This window comes from Escherichia sp. MOD1-EC5950, assembly GCF_002965345.1.
GTDB lineage: Bacteria > Pseudomonadota > Gammaproteobacteria > Enterobacterales > Enterobacteriaceae > Escherichia > Escherichia marmotae.
The window spans coordinates 198329-216889 of the sequence record NZ_PTSR01000002.1; the positions used below are offsets into that span (position 1 = coordinate 198329).

Genomic DNA, 18561 nt, shown 5'->3' on the forward strand with positions numbered 1-18561 from the left:
AAAAGATGATGAAGATGCATTCGCGTAAAATCTGGTACTACCGTACAGCCATCATCATCCTGTTGTTCGCTACGCTGCTCGCATGGGCGCTGGTTCCTGGCGTCCATGACTTTATCAACCGCAGCCTTGCGGCGTTTGCCGCTGTGGACCAACAGGGTATAGAACGATTTATTCAGTCTTACGGCACACTGGCGGCAGTTGTCTCATTCTTGTTGATGATTTTGCAGGCCATTGCCGCACCGCTGCCTGCGTTTTTGATCACCTTTGCCAATGCGTCGCTGTTTGGCGCGTTCTGGGGGGGCTTGCTGTCGTGGACCAGTTCGATGGCGGGTGCGGCGCTGTGCTTTTTTATCGCCAGAGTGATGGGCCGCGAAGTAGTGGAAAAGTTAACCGGTAAAACCGTGCTCGATAGCATGGACGGTTTTTTCACTCGCTACGGCAAACATACCATCCTGGTATGTCGGTTATTGCCTTTTGTCCCTTTTGATCCAATCAGCTATGCTGCCGGCCTGACATCAATACGTTTTCGTCCGTTTTTTATCGCCACCGGGCTTGGTCAGTTACCCGCAACCATTGTCTATTCCTGGGCGGGCAGCATGTTAACGGGCGGCACATTCTGGTTTGTTACCGGACTGTTTATCCTGTTTGCCCTGACTGTGGTGATTTTCATGGCGAAAAAAATATGGTTTGAGCGCCAGAAGAGGAATGTCTGATGGGTTTACCGCCGCTTAGCAAAATTCCTTTAATTTTACGTCCGCAGGCGTGGCTACATCGTCTCCATTACGGTGAGGTGCTAAGTCCGATTCGCTGGTGGGGGCGGATCCCATTTATTTTCTATCTGGTGTCGATGTTTGTCGGCTGGCTGGAGCGCAAACGCTCCCCGCTCGATCCGGTGGTGCGATCGCTTGTCAGCGCGCGCATTGCGCAAATGTGCCTGTGTGAGTTTTGCGTAGACATCACCAGCATGAAAGTCGCTGAACGAACCGGCAGCACCGATAAACTGCTGGCGGTGGCCGACTGGCGGCAAAGCCCGCTGTTCAGCGATGAGGAGCGGCTGGCGCTGGAATACGCCGAAGCCGCCAGCGTTACGCCGCCAACGGTAGATGATGCCCTGCGCACCCGACTGGCAGCCCATTTTGACGCTCAGGCGCTCACCGAACTGACGGCATTAATCGGCCTGCAAAACCTGTCGGCCCGTTTTAATTCTGCTATGGCCATTCCCGCCCAGGGACTGTGCCGACTTCCTGAAAAACGTTCTTAAGGAGAAATGATGCGCCATTGTGGGTGGTTGCTGGGACTGTTATCGCTGTTTTCTTTGGCAACACATGCCAGTGACTGGCAGGAAACTAAGAACGACGCCAAAGGGCAAACCGTCTGGTTTAACGCCTGGGGCGGCGACACCGCGATTAACCGCTATCTCGACTGGGTCAGCGGTGAGATGAAAACGCATTACGATATAAACCTGAAGATTGTTCGCCTGGCTGATGCCGCTGACGCAGTAAAACGCATTCAGACCGAAGCCGCAGCCGGACGTAAAACGGGCGGCTCGGTAGATCTCTTGTGGGTAAATGGTGAAAATTTCCGCACGTTAAAAGAGGCGAACTTGCTGCAAACCGGCTGGGCGGAAACATTACCTAACTGGCGTTATGTCGACACGCAACTACCTGTACGGGAAGATTTTTCTGTCGCTACCGAGGGGGCAGAATCCCCCTGGGGCGGCGCACAACTTACGTTTATCGCTCGCCGCGATCTGACACCACAACCACCGAAAACACCGCAAGCCTTGCTGGAGTTTGCCAAAGCCAATCCAGGCGCAGTTACCTATCCACGCCCACCAGACTTTACCGGCACAGCATTTCTTGAACAGTTATTGATTATGCTGACGCCAGATCCCGCTGCATTAAAAGAAGCGCCGAACGATGCTACTTTCGCCCAGATTACTGCACCGCTGTGGCAGTATCTCGATGCGCTGCATCCGTATTTGTGGCGCGAAGGAAAGGATTTCCCCCCTTCGCCCGCGCGAATGGATGCCCTGCTGAAATCCGGCACATTGCGCCTGTCGCTGACCTTTAACCCCGCTCATGCCCGGCAAAAAATAGCCAGTGGCGATTTGCCAGCGAGCAGTTACAGCTTTGGCTTTAGCGAGGGAATGATTGGCAACGTGCATTTCGTCACCATTCCTGCCAACGCCAGTGCCAGTGCTGCGGCGAAGGTGGTCGCCAACTTCCTGCTCTCACCCGAAGCGCAACTGCGTAAAGCGGATCCTGCGGTCTGGGGCGATCCTTCTGTTCTTGATCCACAAAAACTGCCTGCCGGTCAGCGCGAAACATTACAATCAAGAATGCCGCAGGATCTGCCGCCAGTACTGGCGGAACCGCATGCTGGTTGGGTAAATGTGCTGGAACAAGAATGGCTACGCCGTTACGGTACGCATTAATTTTATTGCTGTGGGTGGTGATGGCGGTGATTTACGCACCGCTGATCCCGGCAGCGCTCACGCTGATAACGCCTGCCTTGTCGTTGACACACTGGCAGGCGTTATTTGCCGATCCGCAGTTATCACAGGCAATACTGGCAACGCTGGTGTCGACAACTATCGCGGCGGTAGGTGCGTTGTTGATTGCCCTGCTGGTGATTGTGGCGCTGTGGCCTGGCGCGAAATGGCTGCATTTGTGCGCCCGTCTGCCGTGGCTGCTCGCCATCCCCCACGTCGCTTTTGCCACCAGCGTCCTGCTACTGTTTGCCGAAGGCGGCCTGGTTTATCAGTTTTTCCCTTTCCTCACTCCGCCGACAGACAGATTGGGTATCGGTCTGGGCATTACTCTGGCGGTGAAAGAAAGCGCATTTCTGCTGTGGATTTTGGCGGCAGTATTGAGTGAAAAAAGGCTGTTGCAACAAGTCATCGTGCTGGATTCACTGGGCTACAGCCGCTGGCAATGCCTGAACTGGCTGCTGTTACCCTCAGTCGCTCCCGCACTGGCAATGGCGATGCTGGCAATTGTGGCCTGGTCGCTATCGGTCGTGGATATCGCAATTATCCTTGGGCCGGGTAATCCACCGACGCTGGCGGTAATTAGCTGGCAGTGGTTAACCCAGGGCGACACCGATCAACAGATAAAAGGCGCACTTGCCAGCCTGCTGCTGATGCTGTTACTCGCCACCTGTGTTTTGCTGGGCTATCTTTTATGGCGCACCTGGCGGCGCACAATTCCCCGCAAAGATGGCGTTCGCAAACCAGCCACGCCTTTATTGCCCGGTAGTACGCTGGCGAGATTATTACCATTGACTGGCGTGCTCTGTGTGGTTCTGCTGGCGATCCTTGCAGATCAATCGACGATCAATGACGAGGCGCTATTCAATAGCCTGACGATGGGACTGGCAACGACATTCATCGCTTTGATCCTATTACTGCTGTGGCTGGAATGGGGAGCAAAGCGTCGCCAGTTGTGGTTATGGCTGCCCATTTTATTACCAGCGCTGCCGCTGGTGGCAGGCCAGTACACGCTGGCGCTGTGGTTACATCTGGATGGCTGCTGGGCTGTGGTGGTGTGGGGACATCTGCTGTGGGTGATGCCGTGGATGTTGTTTATCCTGCAACCGGCCTGGCAGCGTATTGACTCACGGTTAATTCTGATTGCCCAAACGCTGGGTTGGTCGCGAGGCAAAATATTCTTTTACGTGAAATGCCCGCTCATGCTGCGTCCTGCGCTTATTGCCTTCGCTGTCGGATTTTCAGTCAGCATTGCGCAATATATGCCGACGCTGTGGCTGGGCGCGGGGCGCTTCCCGACGCTGACGACTGAAGCAGTGGCGTTAAGCAGTGGCGGCAGCAACGGTATCCTCGCCGCTCAGGCTTTATGGCAACTGCTATTACCACTTATTATTTTTGCCCTTACCGCCCTGCTTGCAAAATGGGTAGGTTTTGCCAGACAAGGACTCCGTTAATGCTCTGCGTAAAAGATGTTTCGCTACGTTTGCCTGAAACCTGCTTACTGGAAAACGTTAATTTCACAGTCAATAAAGGTGACGTTGTCACGTTAATGGGCCCGTCTGGCTGCGGAAAATCTACGCTGTTTTCCTGGATGATTGGCGCACTGGCGGGACAATTTTCTTGCACCGGTGAACTATGGCTCAATGAGCAACGCCTCGACACCCTGCCCACCGCCCGGCGTCAGATTGGTATTCTTTTCCAGGATGCGCTGTTGTTTGATCAGTTCAGCGTTGGACAAAATTTACTACTGGCACTACCGTCAACGCTCAAAGGTGACGCAAGACGCAATGCAGTGGATGATGCGCTTGAGCGTGCGGGACTTGGCGGAACTTTCCATCAGGACCCGGCCACGCTGTCTGGTGGCCAACGTGCGCGGGTGGCTCTGCTGCGCGCCCTTCTCGCCCAGCCAAAGGCATTATTGCTTGATGAACCGTTCAGCCGTCTTGACGTAGCTCTGCGCGATAATTTTCGTCAGTGGGTATTCAATGAAGTCCGCGAACTGGCGATCCCCGTCGTTCAAGTCACCCACGATTTTCAGGATGTTCCTGCCGATAGTCCCGTTCTGGATATGGCTCAGTGGTCAGAAAATTACAACAAACTGCGATAACGCAAAGTTTTTCCCGATGCGTCAGTTCAGAATGGCGCACTCAAAACTACAATGTCGGGATTTTCGATGAAACGTGTTTCTCAAATGACCGCGCTGGCAATGGCTTTAGGGCTGGCTTGCGCTTCTTCGTGGGCCGCTGAACTGGCGAAGCCTCTTACACTTGACCAGCTTCAACAACAAAATGGCGCAGCAATAGATACCCGCCCAAGCGCGTTTTATAACGGCTGGCCACAAACCTTAAATGGCCCTTCCGGCCATGAACCTGCCGCCTTAAACCTTTCTGCAAGCTGGCTCGACAAAATGAGCACTGAACAGCTCAACGCGTGGATTACGCAACATAACCTGAAAGCCGATGCGCCGGTGGCGTTATACGGTAATGACAAAGACGTCGAAGCCGTTAAAACGCGTCTGCAAAAAGCAGGCTTTACGCATATCTCCATCTTGAGTGGCGCGCTAAGCGAACCTTCCCGTCTGCAAAAATTGCCGCACTTTGAGCAACTGGTTTACCCGCAATGGCTGCATGACCTGCAACAAGGCAAAGAAGTTACGGCGAAACCTGCGGGTGACTGGAAAGTGATCGAAGCAGCATGGGGCGCTCCGAAACTTTACCTCCTCAGCCATATTCCTGGTGCCGATTACATTGACACCAACGAAGTGGAAAGCGAACCACTGTGGAATAAAGTCTCTGACGAACAACTTAAAGCAATGCTGGCAAAACATGGCATTCGTCATGACACCACAGTAATTCTGTACGGGCGTGACGTTTACGCCGCCGCACGCGTGGCGCAGATTATGCTCTACGCTGGCGTGAAAGATGTGCGCTTGCTGGACGGTGGTTGGCAAACCTGGTCTGATGCGGGTCTGCCCGTTGAACGCGGTACGCTACCGACAGTGAAACCCGAACCTGACTTCGGCGTGAAGATCCCGGCGCAACCGCAACTGATGCTCGATATGGAACAGGCGCGCGGTCTGCTGCATCGCCAGGATGCGTCACTGGTCAGCATTCGTTCATGGGCTGAATTTATCGGCACCACCAGCGGCTATGACTACATCAAGCCAAAAGGTGATATCCCTGGCGCACGTTGGGGTCATGCGGGCAGCGACTCAACGCATATGGAAGATTTCCATAACCCAGACGGCACTATGCGTACTGCGGATGACATCACAGCGATGTGGAAAGAATGGAACATCCTGCCGGATCAACAAGTCTCGTTCTACTGCGGCACCGGCTGGCGCGCATCAGAAACCTTTATGTATGCGCGGGCAATGGGCTGGAATAATGTCTCTGTTTACGACGGTGGTTGGTACGAATGGAGCAGCGATCCGAAAAACCCGGTAGCAACCGGTGAACGCGGCCCGGACAGTAGCAAATAACACTGCAATTACTGACGCTGAAGCCCCTTCAGCGTCAGATACCCACTCCACACCCGTGTAAATGTCGTCATCCAGCACAGCGCGCCAAATATCCACGCAAACCACGGGAAATACGCTGGAAAGAGGCAACTCAGAACAAACAGCAAAATCGTCTCGCTGCCTTCAGTTAATCCCCCCAGATAGTAAAACGATTTATGCGCATAACCGGGGTTATCGATCTGATGCTTCGCCGCCAGCGCAGCAAAAGCAAGAAAACTGCTGCCCGTGCCGATAAACGCAAACAGCAGCCAGCCGCCCGCCAGCGCATTTTGTTCTGGTGCCGCGAGAATAAAGCCAAACGGCACCAGCGCATAAAAGAGAAAATCGAGAGAAATATCAAGAAAACCGCCTGCGTCAGTTAATCCTCTACGCCGCGCCAGCGCGCCATCAAGACCATCAAGTAATCTGTTCAGCAAAATGGCGATCAGCGCAGGCAGATACCAGCCCAACGCCAGAAACGGCAGTGCCAGCACACCAACAGCAAACCCGACTAACGTTAAACCATCTGGCGTGATGCCGGGTTTATCAAGCACCTGCACGCATTGATGCAGCAAAGGTTTAATCCGGGGGTGAAGATGGCGGTCTAACACGGGCACTCCTTAAATATAAAGCCCTTCAGCTCGGGCAACACTGCGGATATTATGGCATTTTTCGCTTATCTGCCTGTGGGTAATTTATGAAAATGATTGATGTTGTTGCCGCCATTATCGAACGGGATAGCAAAATTTTACTCGCACAGCGCCCCGCTCATAGCGATCAGGCGGGGTTATGGGAGTTTGCAGGTGGCAAAGTCGAGCCGGATGAAAGCCAGCCGCAGGCGCTGGTGCGGGAATTGCGCGAAGAACTCGGCATCGAAGCTACTGTCGGTGTTTACGTTGCCAGCCATCAGAAGGAAGTGTCTGGCCGGATTATCCATCTTCATGCCTGGCACGTACCGGACTTCCACGGTACGTGCCAGGCACTCGAACATCAGGCGCTGGTCTGGTGTTCGCCAGAAGAGGCTTTGCAATATCCGCTGGCTCCTGCTGATATTCCACTTTTACAGGCGTTTATGGCTTTACGCGCCGCCAGACCAGCGGATTGGTGCTAATGGTTTTGTCATCCCGCTGGCATTGCAGCAATATCCCCTCCGCTTTAATCACTGCCCCCTCCGAATAGTTTTGATCCTGATAAACGCAGCACTGGTTACAGGGCTGCACCGATTGTCCGCCAGAACTAAACACCTCCGGCGGCACATTCACCTCTACATCCGGACGATATTGCGGGTTGGCCAGCGCAAAGAATGGAAATGCCAATGTTACGGCGAATAATGCTCTACTCACAGGAAACTCCTTATATTCGTTGTCTCTGCTACTGATAACGGTAACCGGGCAGAAAAACTTTAGCGTCTGGTTGCCGGATGCGACGTGCACGTCTTATCCGCCTCGAACCACTCTTGAAAATGCGCACGGTTTTCCAGGTCTGATAAAACGCACCAGAGTCACAGCAAACATTAGGTGACGTTTATAAAACCCGCAGATCATTAATTTGCTTTCCTGCGTCATTTTTTTCTTGCTTACCGTCACATTCTTGATGGTATAGTCGAAAACTGCAGAAGCATCTAAAACAAACAACACCAGCACAATCGTATTAATATATAAGGGTTTTATATCTATGGATCAGACATATTCTCTGGAGTCATTCCTCAACCATGTCCAAAAGCGCGACCCGAATCAAACCGAGTTCGCGCAAGCCGTTCGTGAAGTCATGACCACACTCTGGCCTTTTCTTGAACAAAATCCAAAATATCGCCAAATGTCGTTACTGGAGCGCCTGGTTGAACCGGAGCGCGTGATTCAGTTTCGCGTAGTCTGGGTTGACGATCGCAATCAGGTACAGGTTAACCGCGCATGGCGTGTCCAGTTCAGCTCCGCCATCGGCCCGTACAAAGGCGGTATGCGCTTCCATCCTTCAGTAAACCTCTCCATCCTTAAATTCCTCGGCTTCGAACAAACCTTTAAAAATGCTCTGACTACCCTGCCAATGGGCGGTGGTAAAGGTGGTAGCGATTTCGATCCGAAAGGGAAAAGCGAAGGCGAAGTGATGCGTTTCTGCCAGGCGCTGATGACTGAACTGTATCGCCACCTGGGCGCGGATACCGACGTTCCGGCGGGCGATATCGGCGTTGGTGGCCGTGAAGTCGGCTTTATGGCGGGGATGATGAAAAAACTGTCTAACAATACCGCCTGCGTCTTCACCGGTAAGGGGCTTTCTTTTGGCGGCAGTCTGATTCGTCCGGAAGCCACCGGTTACGGTCTGGTTTATTTCACTGAAGCGATGCTGAAACGCCACGGTATGGGTTTTGAAGGAATGCGTGTTTCCGTTTCTGGCTCCGGCAACGTCGCCCAGTACGCTATCGAAAAAGCGATGGAATTTGGCGCTCGCGTGGTTACAGCATCAGACTCCAGCGGCACCGTGGTTGATGAAAGTGGATTTACCAAAGAGAAACTGGCGCGTCTTATCGAAATCAAATCCAGCCGTGATGGTCGCGTTGCGGATTACGCCAAAGAATTTGGTCTGGTCTATCTCGAAGGCCAACAACCGTGGTCTGTGCCGGTTGATATCGCCCTGCCGTGCGCGACCCAGAACGAACTGGATGTTGACGCTGCACATCAGCTTATCGCCAACGGCGTTAAAGCGGTGGCCGAAGGGGCAAATATGCCAACGACCATCGAAGCGACTGAGCTGTTCCAGCAGGCAGGCGTGCTGTTTGCGCCAGGTAAAGCGGCTAATGCAGGTGGCGTTGCAACATCGGGGCTGGAAATGGCGCAAAACGCTGCGCGTCTGGGCTGGAAAGCCGAAAAAGTTGATGCGCGTTTACACCACATTATGCTGGATATCCACCATGCCTGTGTTGAGCATGGTGGTGAAGGTGAGCAAACCAACTACGTGCAGGGCGCGAATATTGCTGGTTTTGTGAAGGTTGCCGATGCGATGCTGGCGCAAGGGGTGATTTAAGTCATCAGGCGTTTGTGCCGGATGCGGCGTGAACGCCTTATCCGGCCTACGAAAACCCTCTGAATCAGAGAACAGCTCTGTAGGCCTGATAAGACGCGCAAGCGTCGCATCAGGCATTTGTCCGGGTGCGACGTAAACACCCTGAAAATCTTCAGCATCACGCCTTTATGTTATCGCTCCACTGCCCGCATCTTCCGATGGTGGGCTTTTTTTCGGCGTTCGCTTGCGTGGTGAAGCCTTTTTCTTCTCTTCGCCGCTGCCCGGAGCCACTATGCCGCGAAACTGCCGCACCGGCGTGCGCTTAGCCTGATCAATCAGTTGGTACAGCGTCCCCACCAGCGGCTGCATAAAGTCCTGGTAGCGGCACTGTTTTTCGCTGATTTGCGTCAGCACCGATTCCCAGTGCGCTGTCATGTCCGGTCGCGTCGCCATTTCTGGCAGCGAATGGAATAACGCTTTTCCGGCATCAGTAGAGTGGATGTAGCGCCCTTTTTTGGTCAGGAAGCCGCGCTTGAACAGCAGTTCAATAATCCCCGCGCGGGTCGCTTCTGTGCCCAGACCATCGGTCGCACGAAGGATCTTCTTCAGATCTTTGTCCTGTACAAAGCGCGCAATCCCGGTCATTGCCGAAAGCAGTGTTGCATCGGTGAAATGGCGCGGCGGCTGGGTTTGCCGCTCTACCACTTCGCCCTTCTCGCACAGCAACTCATCGTCTTTTGCCACCACAGGAAGTGGCGTGCCGTCGTTTTCTTCGTCACGCTCTTTGCTGCCTAACAGCGTGCGCCAGCCCGCTTCGGCAAGAAAACGTGCTTTTGCAACAAATTTGCCTTTTGCTATGTCCAGTTCGATCACACACTTGCGGAACACCGCGTCCGGGCAGAATTGCATCAGATACTGACGAGCAATCAGACTATAAACCTTCGCTTCGTTCTCCGTCAGGTTGATAGCCGAACTCCGCGCGGTCGGGATGATGGCGTGGTGGGCATCCACCTTTTTGTCATCCCAGCAGCGGTTGCGTAAATCTGGATCAACCACGGGCTGCGGCAGAAGACTCGGCGCATGGACACTGATGGCATTCATCACCGCATGGCGTCCGGCAAAATGTTCCTCCGGCAAATAACGACAATCGGAACGTGGATAGGTAATCAGCTTGTGCGTTTCGTACAATTTCTGACAGATATCAAGCACGTTCTGCGCACTCAGGCCAAAACGTTTTGCCGCTTCAATCTGTAACGTCGAAAGCGAAAATGGCAGCGGCGCGGATTCTGATTCCCGTTTATCGTTATAACTGGTGACAATCGCCGGTTGGCCGCTGATGCGGTTAACTACATGCTCCGCCAGCGGACGATGCAACAAACGCCCCTCTTCATCCTGGTACGGCTCACACGCTTCGCTCGGTTGCCAGATGGCGGTAAACCGCTCATCGGCAGGCGTCACGATATGCGCTTTGACTTCAAAGAAATCTTTCGCGACGAAGTTTTCAATCTCTTCGTCGCGGCGCACCACCAGCCCAAGCACTGGCGTCTGCACGCGCCCAACGGAAAGTACCCCCTGGTAGCCAGCATTACGCCCCAGAATGGTATATGCGCGGGTCATATTAATGCCGTACAACCAGTCGGCACGCGCTCGCGCCAGCGCAGAAACGCACAACGGTACAAACTCACTGTTGGAACGAAGACGATCGATCGCCCGCTCAACCGCCTGCGGGTTCAGGTCGTTGATTAAACAACGCTGAACTTGCTGGCGCTTTTCCGGCGCAAGTTGCAGGTAATCCAGCACTTCATCCACCAGCAATTGCCCTTCACGATCCGGGTCTCCGGCATGAACGATTTCGCTGGCTTCGTGCAGAAAGCGTTTGATGACGTTAAGTTGTTTGGTCACGGAAGGCCGCGGTTGCAATTGCCACTTTTCCGGGACAATCGGCAGATCTGCCAGATTCCAGCGCGCATAGCGGCTGTCGTAGGCGTCTGGCTGCGCCTGCTCAAGCAGGTGACCGATACACCAGGTCACCACCTGACCATTGCCGCATTCGATAAAGCCATCGCCTTTACGGTGCGGTTTGGGCAGGACATCAGCAATAGCGCGCGCCAGACTCGGTTTTTCGGCAATAAATAACCGCATTGAATTAACGGATCTCAACCATGGCACGACCACCGCGCGCAGGCACCAGTTCGCCAATCGCTGTCAGTTCGATACCAAATTCGGCTGCGGTAGCTTTAACTTCGTTTTCCGCCTCTGGCATAACCGCCAGTAGCAGGCCGCCGGAGGTTTGCGGATCGCACAGCAGATCGCGCACTTCGCGTGGCATTTCACCCATCAGATGACCGTAGCTGGCAAAGTTGCGTTCGGTGCCCCCCGGCACAGCGCCCAGCTTAATGTACTCTTCCACGCCCGGCAGTTTCGGGATTGCTTCATAGTCAATGCGCGCCTGCACGCCTGCGCCCTGGCACATTTCGCTTAAATGGCCCAGCAGACCAAAACCGGTAACGTCGGTCATCGCTTTTACGCCTTCAATGTTGGCAAAGGACGCTCCCGCGATATTCATCCGACACATCACTTCCGTCGCCAGTCCCTGATGTTCCGGTTTCAGCAGTAATTTTTTCTCGGCAGTGGTAAGAACACCAATCCCCAGCGGTTTCGTCAGGAACAGTTTACATCCCGCTTGTGCGGTACTGTTTTTCTTCACCCGTTCAGTCGGTACGATCCCCGTCACCGCCAGACCAAAAATCGGTTCCGGCGCGTCGATGGAGTGACCACCGGCCAGCGCGATACCCGCCTGACGGCATGCATAACGGCCACCTTCGGTCACTTCACGGGCAATTTCCGGGGACAGTTTGTTAATCGGCCAGCCGAGGATCGCAATTGCCATAATCGGTTTGCCGCCCATCGCAAAAATATCGCTGATGGCGTTAGTCGCCGCAATGCGACCAAAATCGAAAGGATTATCAACAATCGGCATAAAGAAGTCGGTGGTGCTGATGACGCTGGTGCCATTGCCCAGATCGTACACCGCCGCGTCGTCGCGGGTTTCGTTACCCACAAGCAAATTCGGATCAACAAACTTCGCCTGCTCACTGTGCAGGATGGTTTCCAACACTTTTGGGGAAATTTTACAGCCGCAACCAGCTCCGTGGCTGTATTGGGTCAAACGAATCGAGTTCTCGCTCATGGACATCTCCTGTCAATGCAATCCGGGTATGGTAACCCTCATTCCGTGAAGTGATAAGTGAGAGTGTCTGAATTCCTGCGTCTTTGCTCACAATCCACTCAGTTTCACCGCAATTATCAGAAATAAGTCACAAACGGTGTCGGGTCCGGAACGTTAATTGACGTTGACGCTTTCAACTGCGGTGTGCCGAGGTAGAGAAACCCGACAATTTTATCCTGATCCCGACAACCGAATGCATCACGTACCACCGGGCTTTCGGTTAACGCCCCACTACGCCAGATCCCGCCAAAGCCCTGGGCAACCGCAGCCATTTGCATTGCCATGACCGCGCAACCGGCAGACATTTCCTGTTCCCAGCGCGGGACTTTATGATTTTCTTCGCATTTCGCCACCACCGTTATGATAAGTGGCGCGCGGAACGGCGCATTACGGGCTTTGTCGATCGCTTTCTCATCACTCCCCGCAGCAACTGCGCCTTGTTCCAGAACGGCGCTGAAACGTTCGCGCCCTTCCCCCTCAATCACAAAAAAATGCCACGGTTGCATGGACTTATGGTCCGGCGCACGCATCCCCGCACGCAGGATGTTTTGCAGTTGCTCACCTGTTGGTGCGGGTTCCGCCAGGCGGGAGGCGCTACGGCGATTGATCAATAGTTCGAGTGCATCCATTTGATTAACTCCTGTCATGATGTTTATTCACAAAATTAACACGAGAGTGGATTTTGTTACAGCACAGGCCGCGATTCCTGCTGACAAGTGCCGGTTGGGTCATTACGATAACCACATCTATTGCACCTGCGACAGGTGTAACTTTTAGTCTGGGAGAATACATGCGAACCCTTTGGCGACTTATTGCCGGATTTTTTAAATGGACGTGGCGTCTACTGAATTTTGTCCGTGAAATGGTACTTAACCTGTTTTTTATTTTTCTCGTGCTTGTTGTCGTGGGTATCTGGATGCAGGTCAGTGGTAGCGATAGCAAAGAAACCGCCAGTCGTGGCGCGTTGCTGCTCGATATCTCCGGCGTGATCGTCGATAAGCCTGACAGTTCGCAGCGGTTTAGCAAGCTGAGCCGTCAGTTGCTTGGTGCCAGTTCTGATCGTTTGCAGGAAAACTCACTGTTTGACATTGTAAACACCATTCGCCAGGCAAAAGATGACCGGAACATCACCGGTATCGTGATGGATCTGAAAAACTTCGCGGGCGGCGATCAGCCTTCCATGCAGTACATTGGTAAAGCCCTGAAAGAGTTTCGTGACAGCGGCAAACCGGTTTATGCCATTGGCGAGAACTACAGCCAGGGGCAATATTATCTTGCCAGTTTTGCCAACAAAATCTGGCTATCACCACAAGGCGTGGTTGATCTGCATGGTTTTGCGACCAACGGACTGTATTACAAGTCATTGTTGGATAAGTTAAAAGTTTCCACCCATGTGTTCCGCGTCGGTACGTATAAATCTGCCGTTGAGCCGTTTATTCGTGATGATATGTCACCGGCAGCCCGCGAGGCTGACAGCCGCTGGATTGGTGAGCTGTGGCAAAACTATCTCAACACTGTGGCTGCTAATCGTCAGATCACCGCCCAGCAAGTATTCCCTGGCGCACAAGGGGTGCTTGATGGCTTAACCAAAACCGGTGGCGATACCGCGAAGTACGCGCTGGATAACAAACTGGTCGATGCACTGGCATCAAGTGCCGAAATCGAAAAAGCCCTGACCAAAGAGTTCGGCTGGAGTAAGGCGGATAAAAATTATCGCGCCATCAGTTATTACGATTATGCTTTGAAAACTCCGGCAGATACCGGCGACAGCATCGGTGTCGTCTTCGCAAATGGCGCAATTATGGATGGCGAAGAAACCCAGGGTAATGTTGGCGGCGACACAACCGCAGCGCAAATCCGCGACGCTCGTCTTGACCCGAAAGTGAAAGCGATTGTTCTGCGTGTTAATAGCCCTGGCGGCAGCGTTACTGCGTCTGAAGTGATTCGATCTGAACTGGCAGCAGCCCGAGCGGCTGGCAAGCCTGTGGTTGTATCGATGGGCGGCATGGCGGCATCTGGTGGTTACTGGATCTCCACGCCGGCCAATTACATTGTGGCTAACCCCAGCACTCTGACCGGTTCTATCGGTATCTTCGGCGTGATCACTACCGTAGAAAACAGTCTGGATTCGATTGGTGTACATACTGATGGCGTTTCAACCTCACCTCTGGCGGATGTTTCCATTACTAAAGCACTGCCGCCGGAAGCGCAGCAGATGATGCAGTTAAGCATTGAGAACGGTTATAAACGCTTCATCACGCTGGTTGCGGATTCGCGTAACTCGACGCCAGAGCAGATCGATAAAATCGCTCAGGGCCACGTCTGGACTGGTCAGGATGCGAAAGCTAACGGTCTGGTCGATAGTCTCGGTGATTTCGATGATGCAGTTGCCAAAGCGGCAGAACTGGCCAAAATGAAACAGTGGCATCTGGAATATTACGTCGATGAACCAACCTTCTTCGACAAAGTGATGGACAACATGTCAGGTTCTGTACGGGCGATGTTGCCAGATACGCTCCAGGCTATGTTGCCTGCACCGCTGGCCTCGGTGGCTTCAACCGTTAAAAGCGAAAGCGACAAGCTGGCGGCCTTTAACGATCCGCAAAACCGTTACGCGTTTTGCCTGACCTGCGCCAACGTGCGGTAATCCCTGCAAATATGTGGCCGATATGCTGTCGGCCACACTCCTGAACCGGACTGTCTTTCACTTCCTCTCTCCACTACATTGCCTTGCTCATTCTGCATCTGATAAGGAGTCATCAGTGAATAAGGCACCCTCTTTAATTGCCGCTATTGTCCTCGGACTGGGGATCAGCGCCTGTGGTTATTTCGTTGGCGATGGAGTTAAGCATTTAAAAACTAACAACCGTTATGTGAACGTGCGGGGGCTTTCGGAAAAAGAAGTTCGCGCAGATACGGCTGAATTAACCATTGCGATTAACTTTAAGGGCAATGTTCCCGGCGAGCTTTTCCCAAAACTGGAAGACGCGCAGAAAAAAATTGTTGCCGAACTCAACGCTCAGGGGATTAGCAGCACAGAGATAAACCTGGGCCAATGGACAAGCAAGCGAACGGACTCCTTTTATCTCAAAGATGATCCAACGATGCCTCGCTATAATGCCGACGGGTCAGTGACGATAAAAACCCATAACGTTGCTGCCGTCGAAAAAGTCGTCGCTAAACTAAACGAACTGCAAGTCGCCACGGATGGTGCTATCGCTGATAGCAAAATCGCCTATCGTTTTAATGGCATTGGCGCACTTCGCGCTGAGATGATTGCCGCCGCGACAAAAGACGCACGCAACGCAGCATTACAGTTTGCGACAGATTCAGGTAGTCAGGTGGGGTCAATCAGCGATGCTTCGCAAGGGGTGTTCCAGATCTTCGCCAGTGGCAGTGATGAAGATGATCCTACGGCGATTAATAAAACGGTGCGCGTGGTAACGACCGTAACCTATGCGTTGCAGGATTAATCACTTTTCTCCGGCGGGACGCTACACCCTCTGTTCCGCCAGACTTTTCTCATATCCACAGAGTATCCAGGTGCGCTCCCTGCCCCTCACGTATATACTTTTGCTCTTTCGATATCATTCATATCAATATCATGCAAAAGAAATCAATTTACGTTGCCTACACGGGCGGAACCATCGGGATGCAGCGTTCCGAGCAGGGTTATATTCCAGTGTCAGGTCATCTGCAACGCCAGTTGGCGTTGATGCCGGAATTCCATCGCCCGGAGATGCCAGATTTCACTATTCATGAATATACGCCGCTAATGGATTCTTCCGATATGACGCCGGAAGACTGGCAGCATATCGCTGAAGACATTAAAGCGCACTATAACGAGTACGATGGTTTTGTCATTCTGCACGGCACCGATACCATGGCATATACCGCCTCTGCACTGTCGTTCATGCTGGAGAATCTTGGTAAACCGGTCATTGTGACAGGGTCACAAATCCCGTTAGCCGAGCTACGCTCTGACGGACAAATCAATCTGCTGAATGCGTTGTACGTTGCTGCTAACTACCCGATCAACGAAGTAACGCTGTTTTTTAATAACCGCCTGTATCGCGGAAACCGAACCACTAAAGCCCATGCCGATGGTTTTGATGCCTTTGCTTCCCCCAATCTTCCACCGTTACTGGAGGCAGGTATCCATATTCGTCGTTTGAATACACCACCCGCCCCGCACGGTGATGGAGAACTGATCGTTCATCCAATTACGCCACAACCGATCGGCGTGGTGACAATTTATCCGGGGATCTCTGCCGATGTTGTGCGTAATTTCCTGCGCCAACCGGTTAGGGCGTTGATTCTTCGCTCTTACGGCGTGGGTAATGCGCCGCAAAACAAAGCTTTCCTGCAAGAATTACAGGAGGCCAGCGATCGCGGTATCGTGGTGGTTAATCTGACGCAATGTATGTCCGGTAAAGTGAATATGGGGGGATATGCCACCGGTAACGCCCTCGCCCACGCCGGCGTTATTGGCGGCGCGGATATGACTGTGGAAGCCACTCTCACCAAGCTGCACTATCTACTTAGCCAGGGACTGGATACTGAAACCATTCGCAAGGCTATGAGCCAAAACCTACGCGGCGAGCTGACGCCGGATGATTAAGCAACTGTCTTGTTCGGGTTTCAGATGAGTGGCTCAGTGTATGCGCCAAACGCTTAATCACGGGCTATAAACCCCAGGAGACAACAGGCTGCATACACATTGCCAAATCTAATCGCTGTTATATTAACCAATTTTCAAGATACAAGGAGATTGCAATGCCCCATCGCGCCCTGTTACTGGTCGATTTACAAAATGATTTCTGTGCCGGTGGCGCGCTCGCCGTGCCAGAAGGTGACAGCACTGTGGATGTCGCTAACCGCTTGATTGACTGGTGTCAGTTGCGCGGTGAACCAGTTATCGCCAGTCAGGACTGGCATCCGGCTAATCACGGCAGTTTTGCCAGCCAGCATCAGGTGGAGCCATACAGCCAGGGGACGCTCGACGGTTTGCCGCAAACATTCTGGCCTGAACACTGCGTGCAGAGCAGTGAAGGCGCGCAATTACATCCGTTACTCAATCAAAATGCGATCGCAGCAGTGTTCCATAAAGGCGAAAACCCTTTAGTTGACAGTTACAGTGCTTTTTTTGATAACGGACGTCGGCAGAAAACCGCGCTCGATGGCTGGTTACGCGACCATGAAATCAATGAATTGATCGTTATGGGGCTGGCTACTGACTATTGTGTGAAGTTTACCGTGCTGGACGCGTTGCAGTTAGGTTATAGCGTGAGCGTGATTACCGATGGCTGTCGTGGCGTAAATATTCAGCCGCAGGACAGTGCACACGCATTTATGGAGATGTCAGCGGCTGGAGCAACACTGTACACGCTGGCGGACTGGGAAGAGACGCAGGGATAATTTTGCTGGCCTACGATTCAGTACTGACGTTGTAGGCCAGATAAGACACATCAACGGCGCATCTGGCGTGCTCGTAGTTAAATCAAACAATCAACTCGTAACAGTAAAGATTATCCCTCTCTTCATAAACGTCTGATAAAGGGAACAAATCTCTTACTTAAACATGGCTATCGGCTTTGCCGAGATACCAAAATCTTCTTTCAACTGTTGTTTGCTCTTCATGACCATCTGACCGTTAGTGTCGATTGTCATATGCTGCGCATCGGTATTGTTTCGGGCCTGCCATAACATCACCAGTTGCAGGCAGTTCTCTTTTTGTTCTTCAGTCAGCGCAACACCATCTGGCCATTTTCCCAGTTCAACGGCAGTCGATAAACGCTGGTAAACCTCAGGCGTCATGCTGTTGATTATTTCATCAAGATCCATAATTTTCCCGCTCCTGTGGAATAAGTTGCTGAATCGTTTTTTCAACCGTTGATTTCTTCGCCATTTTCGTCATCAGTAAAGCGCAATGATGCCGAGTTAACACAATAACGTTCGCCTGTGGGTTGCGGGCCGTCGGGAAAGACGTGCCCCAGATGGGCATCACAGTTTCCACAACGAATTTCTATCCGCTGCATACCATGTGACAAGTCTTTGATATAACGGATCGAATCTTCACCCACCGGCTCATAAAAACTGGGCCAGCCACAGCCTGAATCATACTTGGTTTGGGAGTGAAACAGAGGTGCATCGCAAATCAAACAGTGGTAAACACCGCCGCGCTTGTTATGCAGTAAACGTCCAGTGAATGGCGGCTCCGTCCCGTGATTCTGAGTCACGTAAAACTGCATCTCGGACAAATTTTTTTTCAGTTCTTCTGCCGAAGGTTTGTTAGCCATTTGCTCACATCTCACTTTAATCACGCTCACATTACGTGACTCATTC

At 52.7% G+C, this 18561-nt stretch carries 19 protein-coding genes; 12 read left to right on the forward strand and 7 right to left on the reverse strand.

What is annotated here, in order from left to right; genetic code table 11:
- Positions 1-5 precede the first annotated feature (5 nt).
- The 6 genes from BEA93_RS03225 (at position 6) to ynjE (ending at position 5972) form a co-directional block, all read left to right on the forward strand.
- Positions 6-713 carry a TVP38/TMEM64 family protein gene (locus BEA93_RS03225; protein ID WP_016248648.1) on the forward strand — a complete coding sequence of 236 codons (708 nt, stop codon included), beginning with the start codon at positions 6-8 and terminating at the stop codon, positions 711-713.
- Positions 713-1261 (forward strand): carboxymuconolactone decarboxylase family protein, encoded by a 549-nt coding sequence (locus BEA93_RS03230; protein WP_105224311.1) that lies wholly within the window; start codon positions 713-715, stop codon positions 1259-1261. The genes BEA93_RS03225 and BEA93_RS03230 overlap by 1 nt, the downstream gene beginning before the upstream one ends.
- 9 nt (positions 1262-1270) lie before the next feature.
- Positions 1271-2437 carry an ABC transporter substrate-binding protein gene (locus tag BEA93_RS03235; RefSeq protein WP_105224310.1) on the forward strand — a complete coding sequence of 389 codons (1167 nt, stop codon included), beginning with the start codon at positions 1271-1273 and terminating at the stop codon, positions 2435-2437.
- Positions 2410-3945 (forward strand): ABC transporter permease subunit, encoded by a 1536-nt coding sequence (locus BEA93_RS03240; RefSeq protein WP_016261962.1) that lies wholly within the window; start codon positions 2410-2412, stop codon positions 3943-3945. Before BEA93_RS03235 ends, BEA93_RS03240 begins: the two co-directional genes overlap by 28 nt.
- Positions 3945-4598 (forward strand): ATP-binding cassette domain-containing protein, encoded by a 654-nt coding sequence (locus tag BEA93_RS03245; protein ID WP_016248646.1) that lies wholly within the window; start codon positions 3945-3947, stop codon positions 4596-4598. The genes BEA93_RS03240 and BEA93_RS03245 overlap by 1 nt, the downstream gene beginning before the upstream one ends.
- 66 nt (positions 4599-4664) lie before the next feature.
- Positions 4665-5972 carry a thiosulfate sulfurtransferase YnjE gene (gene ynjE, locus BEA93_RS03250; protein ID WP_016248645.1) on the forward strand — a complete coding sequence of 436 codons (1308 nt, stop codon included), beginning with the start codon at positions 4665-4667 and terminating at the stop codon, positions 5970-5972.
- Between the two features lie 8 nt (positions 5973-5980).
- Here ynjE and BEA93_RS03255 read toward each other — a convergent pair whose 3' ends face one another.
- The gene (locus BEA93_RS03255) at positions 5981-6601 is read right to left on the reverse strand and encodes a CDP-alcohol phosphatidyltransferase family protein (RefSeq protein ID WP_001516289.1); all 621 of its coding nucleotides are present in this window, start codon (positions 6599-6601) and stop codon (positions 5981-5983) included.
- A gap of 86 nt (positions 6602-6687) precedes the next feature.
- On the opposite strand from BEA93_RS03255, the gene BEA93_RS03260 reads away from it, so the two are divergent.
- Positions 6688-7101, forward strand: a complete 414-nt coding sequence (locus BEA93_RS03260) for a pyrimidine (deoxy)nucleoside triphosphate diphosphatase (RefSeq protein ID WP_000781858.1) — start codon at positions 6688-6690, stop codon at positions 7099-7101.
- Here the strand turns inward: BEA93_RS03260 and BEA93_RS03265 are convergent.
- Positions 7061-7333 (reverse strand): YnjH family protein, encoded by a 273-nt coding sequence (locus BEA93_RS03265; RefSeq protein ID WP_000085224.1) that lies wholly within the window; start codon positions 7331-7333, stop codon positions 7061-7063. The genes BEA93_RS03260 and BEA93_RS03265 overlap by 41 nt on opposite strands.
- A gap of 331 nt (positions 7334-7664) precedes the next feature.
- On the opposite strand from BEA93_RS03265, the gene gdhA reads away from it, so the two are divergent.
- Positions 7665-9008, forward strand: coding sequence for an NADP-specific glutamate dehydrogenase (gene gdhA, locus BEA93_RS03275; RefSeq protein WP_000373052.1), 1344 nt, complete (start codon positions 7665-7667; stop codon positions 9006-9008).
- Positions 9009-9173: 165 nt separating this feature from the next.
- On the opposite strand, the gene topB is transcribed toward gdhA, so the two are convergent.
- The 3 genes from topB to BEA93_RS03295 form a co-directional block, all read right to left on the reverse strand.
- The gene (gene topB / locus BEA93_RS03280; protein ID WP_016248644.1) at positions 9174-11129 is read right to left on the reverse strand and encodes a DNA topoisomerase III; all 1956 of its coding nucleotides are present in this window, start codon (positions 11127-11129) and stop codon (positions 9174-9176) included.
- 4 nt (positions 11130-11133) lie between these two features.
- Positions 11134-12177 carry a selenide, water dikinase SelD gene (gene selD / locus BEA93_RS03285; RefSeq protein WP_061090877.1) on the reverse strand — a complete coding sequence of 348 codons (1044 nt, stop codon included), beginning with the start codon at positions 12175-12177 and terminating at the stop codon, positions 11134-11136.
- 116 nt (positions 12178-12293) lie between these two features.
- A complete protein-coding gene (locus tag BEA93_RS03295; RefSeq protein WP_016261959.1) occupies positions 12294-12845 on the reverse strand; it encodes an NAD(P)H nitroreductase in 552 nt (183 codons plus the stop codon).
- A gap of 161 nt (positions 12846-13006) precedes the next feature.
- On the opposite strand from BEA93_RS03295, the gene sppA reads away from it, so the two are divergent.
- The 4 genes from sppA to pncA all read left to right on the forward strand — a co-directional run bounded on the left by sppA (position 13007) and on the right by pncA (position 17634).
- A complete protein-coding gene (gene sppA / locus BEA93_RS03305) occupies positions 13007-14863 on the forward strand; it encodes a signal peptide peptidase SppA (RefSeq protein WP_001259890.1) in 1857 nt (618 codons plus the stop codon).
- A 115-nt stretch (positions 14864-14978) separates the two neighbouring features.
- Positions 14979-15689 carry an SIMPL domain-containing protein gene (locus BEA93_RS03310; RefSeq protein WP_001030440.1) on the forward strand — a complete coding sequence of 237 codons (711 nt, stop codon included), beginning with the start codon at positions 14979-14981 and terminating at the stop codon, positions 15687-15689.
- Between the two features lie 131 nt (positions 15690-15820).
- The gene (gene ansA, locus BEA93_RS03315; RefSeq protein WP_001516285.1) at positions 15821-16837 is read left to right on the forward strand and encodes an asparaginase; all 1017 of its coding nucleotides are present in this window, start codon (positions 15821-15823) and stop codon (positions 16835-16837) included.
- 155 nt (positions 16838-16992) lie between these two features.
- Entirely contained in the window at positions 16993-17634 is a 642-nt protein-coding gene (gene pncA / locus BEA93_RS03320; RefSeq protein ID WP_001120524.1) for a bifunctional nicotinamidase/pyrazinamidase, read from the forward strand.
- A gap of 153 nt (positions 17635-17787) precedes the next feature.
- Here the strand turns inward: pncA and BEA93_RS03325 are convergent, their stop codons facing one another.
- Together BEA93_RS03325 and msrB are read right to left on the reverse strand one after the other, a co-directional pair.
- Complete coding sequence (locus tag BEA93_RS03325) at positions 17788-18060, reverse strand: YeaC family protein (protein WP_010376102.1); 273 nt, start codon at positions 18058-18060, stop codon at positions 17788-17790.
- Between the two features lie 41 nt (positions 18061-18101).
- Positions 18102-18515 (reverse strand): peptide-methionine (R)-S-oxide reductase MsrB, encoded by a 414-nt coding sequence (msrB, locus tag BEA93_RS03330; protein ID WP_038355617.1) that lies wholly within the window; start codon positions 18513-18515, stop codon positions 18102-18104.
- Between the last annotated feature and the right edge of the window lie 46 nt (positions 18516-18561).

Bases quoted from the DNA above. Each gene is read 5' to 3' on its own strand.
- BEA93_RS03225 (WP_016248648.1), top strand. From the start codon at position 6: ATGATGAAGATGCATTCGCGTAAAATCTGGTACTACCGTACAGCCATC.
- BEA93_RS03230 (WP_105224311.1), top strand. From the start codon at position 713: ATGGGTTTACCGCCGCTTAGCAAAATTCCTTTAATTTTACGTCCGCAG.
- BEA93_RS03235 (WP_105224310.1), top strand. From the start codon at position 1,271: ATGCGCCATTGTGGGTGGTTGCTGGGACTGTTATCGCTGTTTTCTTTG.
- BEA93_RS03240 (WP_016261962.1), top strand. From the start codon at position 2,410: ATGGCTACGCCGTTACGGTACGCATTAATTTTATTGCTGTGGGTGGTG.
- BEA93_RS03245 (WP_016248646.1), top strand. From the start codon at position 3,945: ATGCTCTGCGTAAAAGATGTTTCGCTACGTTTGCCTGAAACCTGCTTA.
- ynjE (WP_016248645.1), top strand. From the start codon at position 4,665: ATGAAACGTGTTTCTCAAATGACCGCGCTGGCAATGGCTTTAGGGCTG.
- BEA93_RS03260 (WP_000781858.1), top strand. From the start codon at position 6,688: ATGAAAATGATTGATGTTGTTGCCGCCATTATCGAACGGGATAGCAAA.
- gdhA (WP_000373052.1), top strand. From the start codon at position 7,665: ATGGATCAGACATATTCTCTGGAGTCATTCCTCAACCATGTCCAAAAG.
- topB (WP_016248644.1), bottom strand. From the start codon at position 11,129: ATGCGGTTATTTATTGCCGAAAAACCGAGTCTGGCGCGCGCTATTGCT.
- selD (WP_061090877.1), bottom strand. From the start codon at position 12,177: ATGAGCGAGAACTCGATTCGTTTGACCCAATACAGCCACGGAGCTGGT.
- BEA93_RS03295 (WP_016261959.1), bottom strand. From the start codon at position 12,845: ATGGATGCACTCGAACTATTGATCAATCGCCGTAGCGCCTCCCGCCTG.
- sppA (WP_001259890.1), top strand. From the start codon at position 13,007: ATGCGAACCCTTTGGCGACTTATTGCCGGATTTTTTAAATGGACGTGG.
- ansA (WP_001516285.1), top strand. From the start codon at position 15,821: ATGCAAAAGAAATCAATTTACGTTGCCTACACGGGCGGAACCATCGGG.
- pncA (WP_001120524.1), top strand. From the start codon at position 16,993: ATGCCCCATCGCGCCCTGTTACTGGTCGATTTACAAAATGATTTCTGT.
- BEA93_RS03325 (WP_010376102.1), bottom strand. From the start codon at position 18,060: ATGGATCTTGATGAAATAATCAACAGCATGACGCCTGAGGTTTACCAG.
- msrB (WP_038355617.1), bottom strand. From the start codon at position 18,515: ATGGCTAACAAACCTTCGGCAGAAGAACTGAAAAAAAATTTGTCCGAG.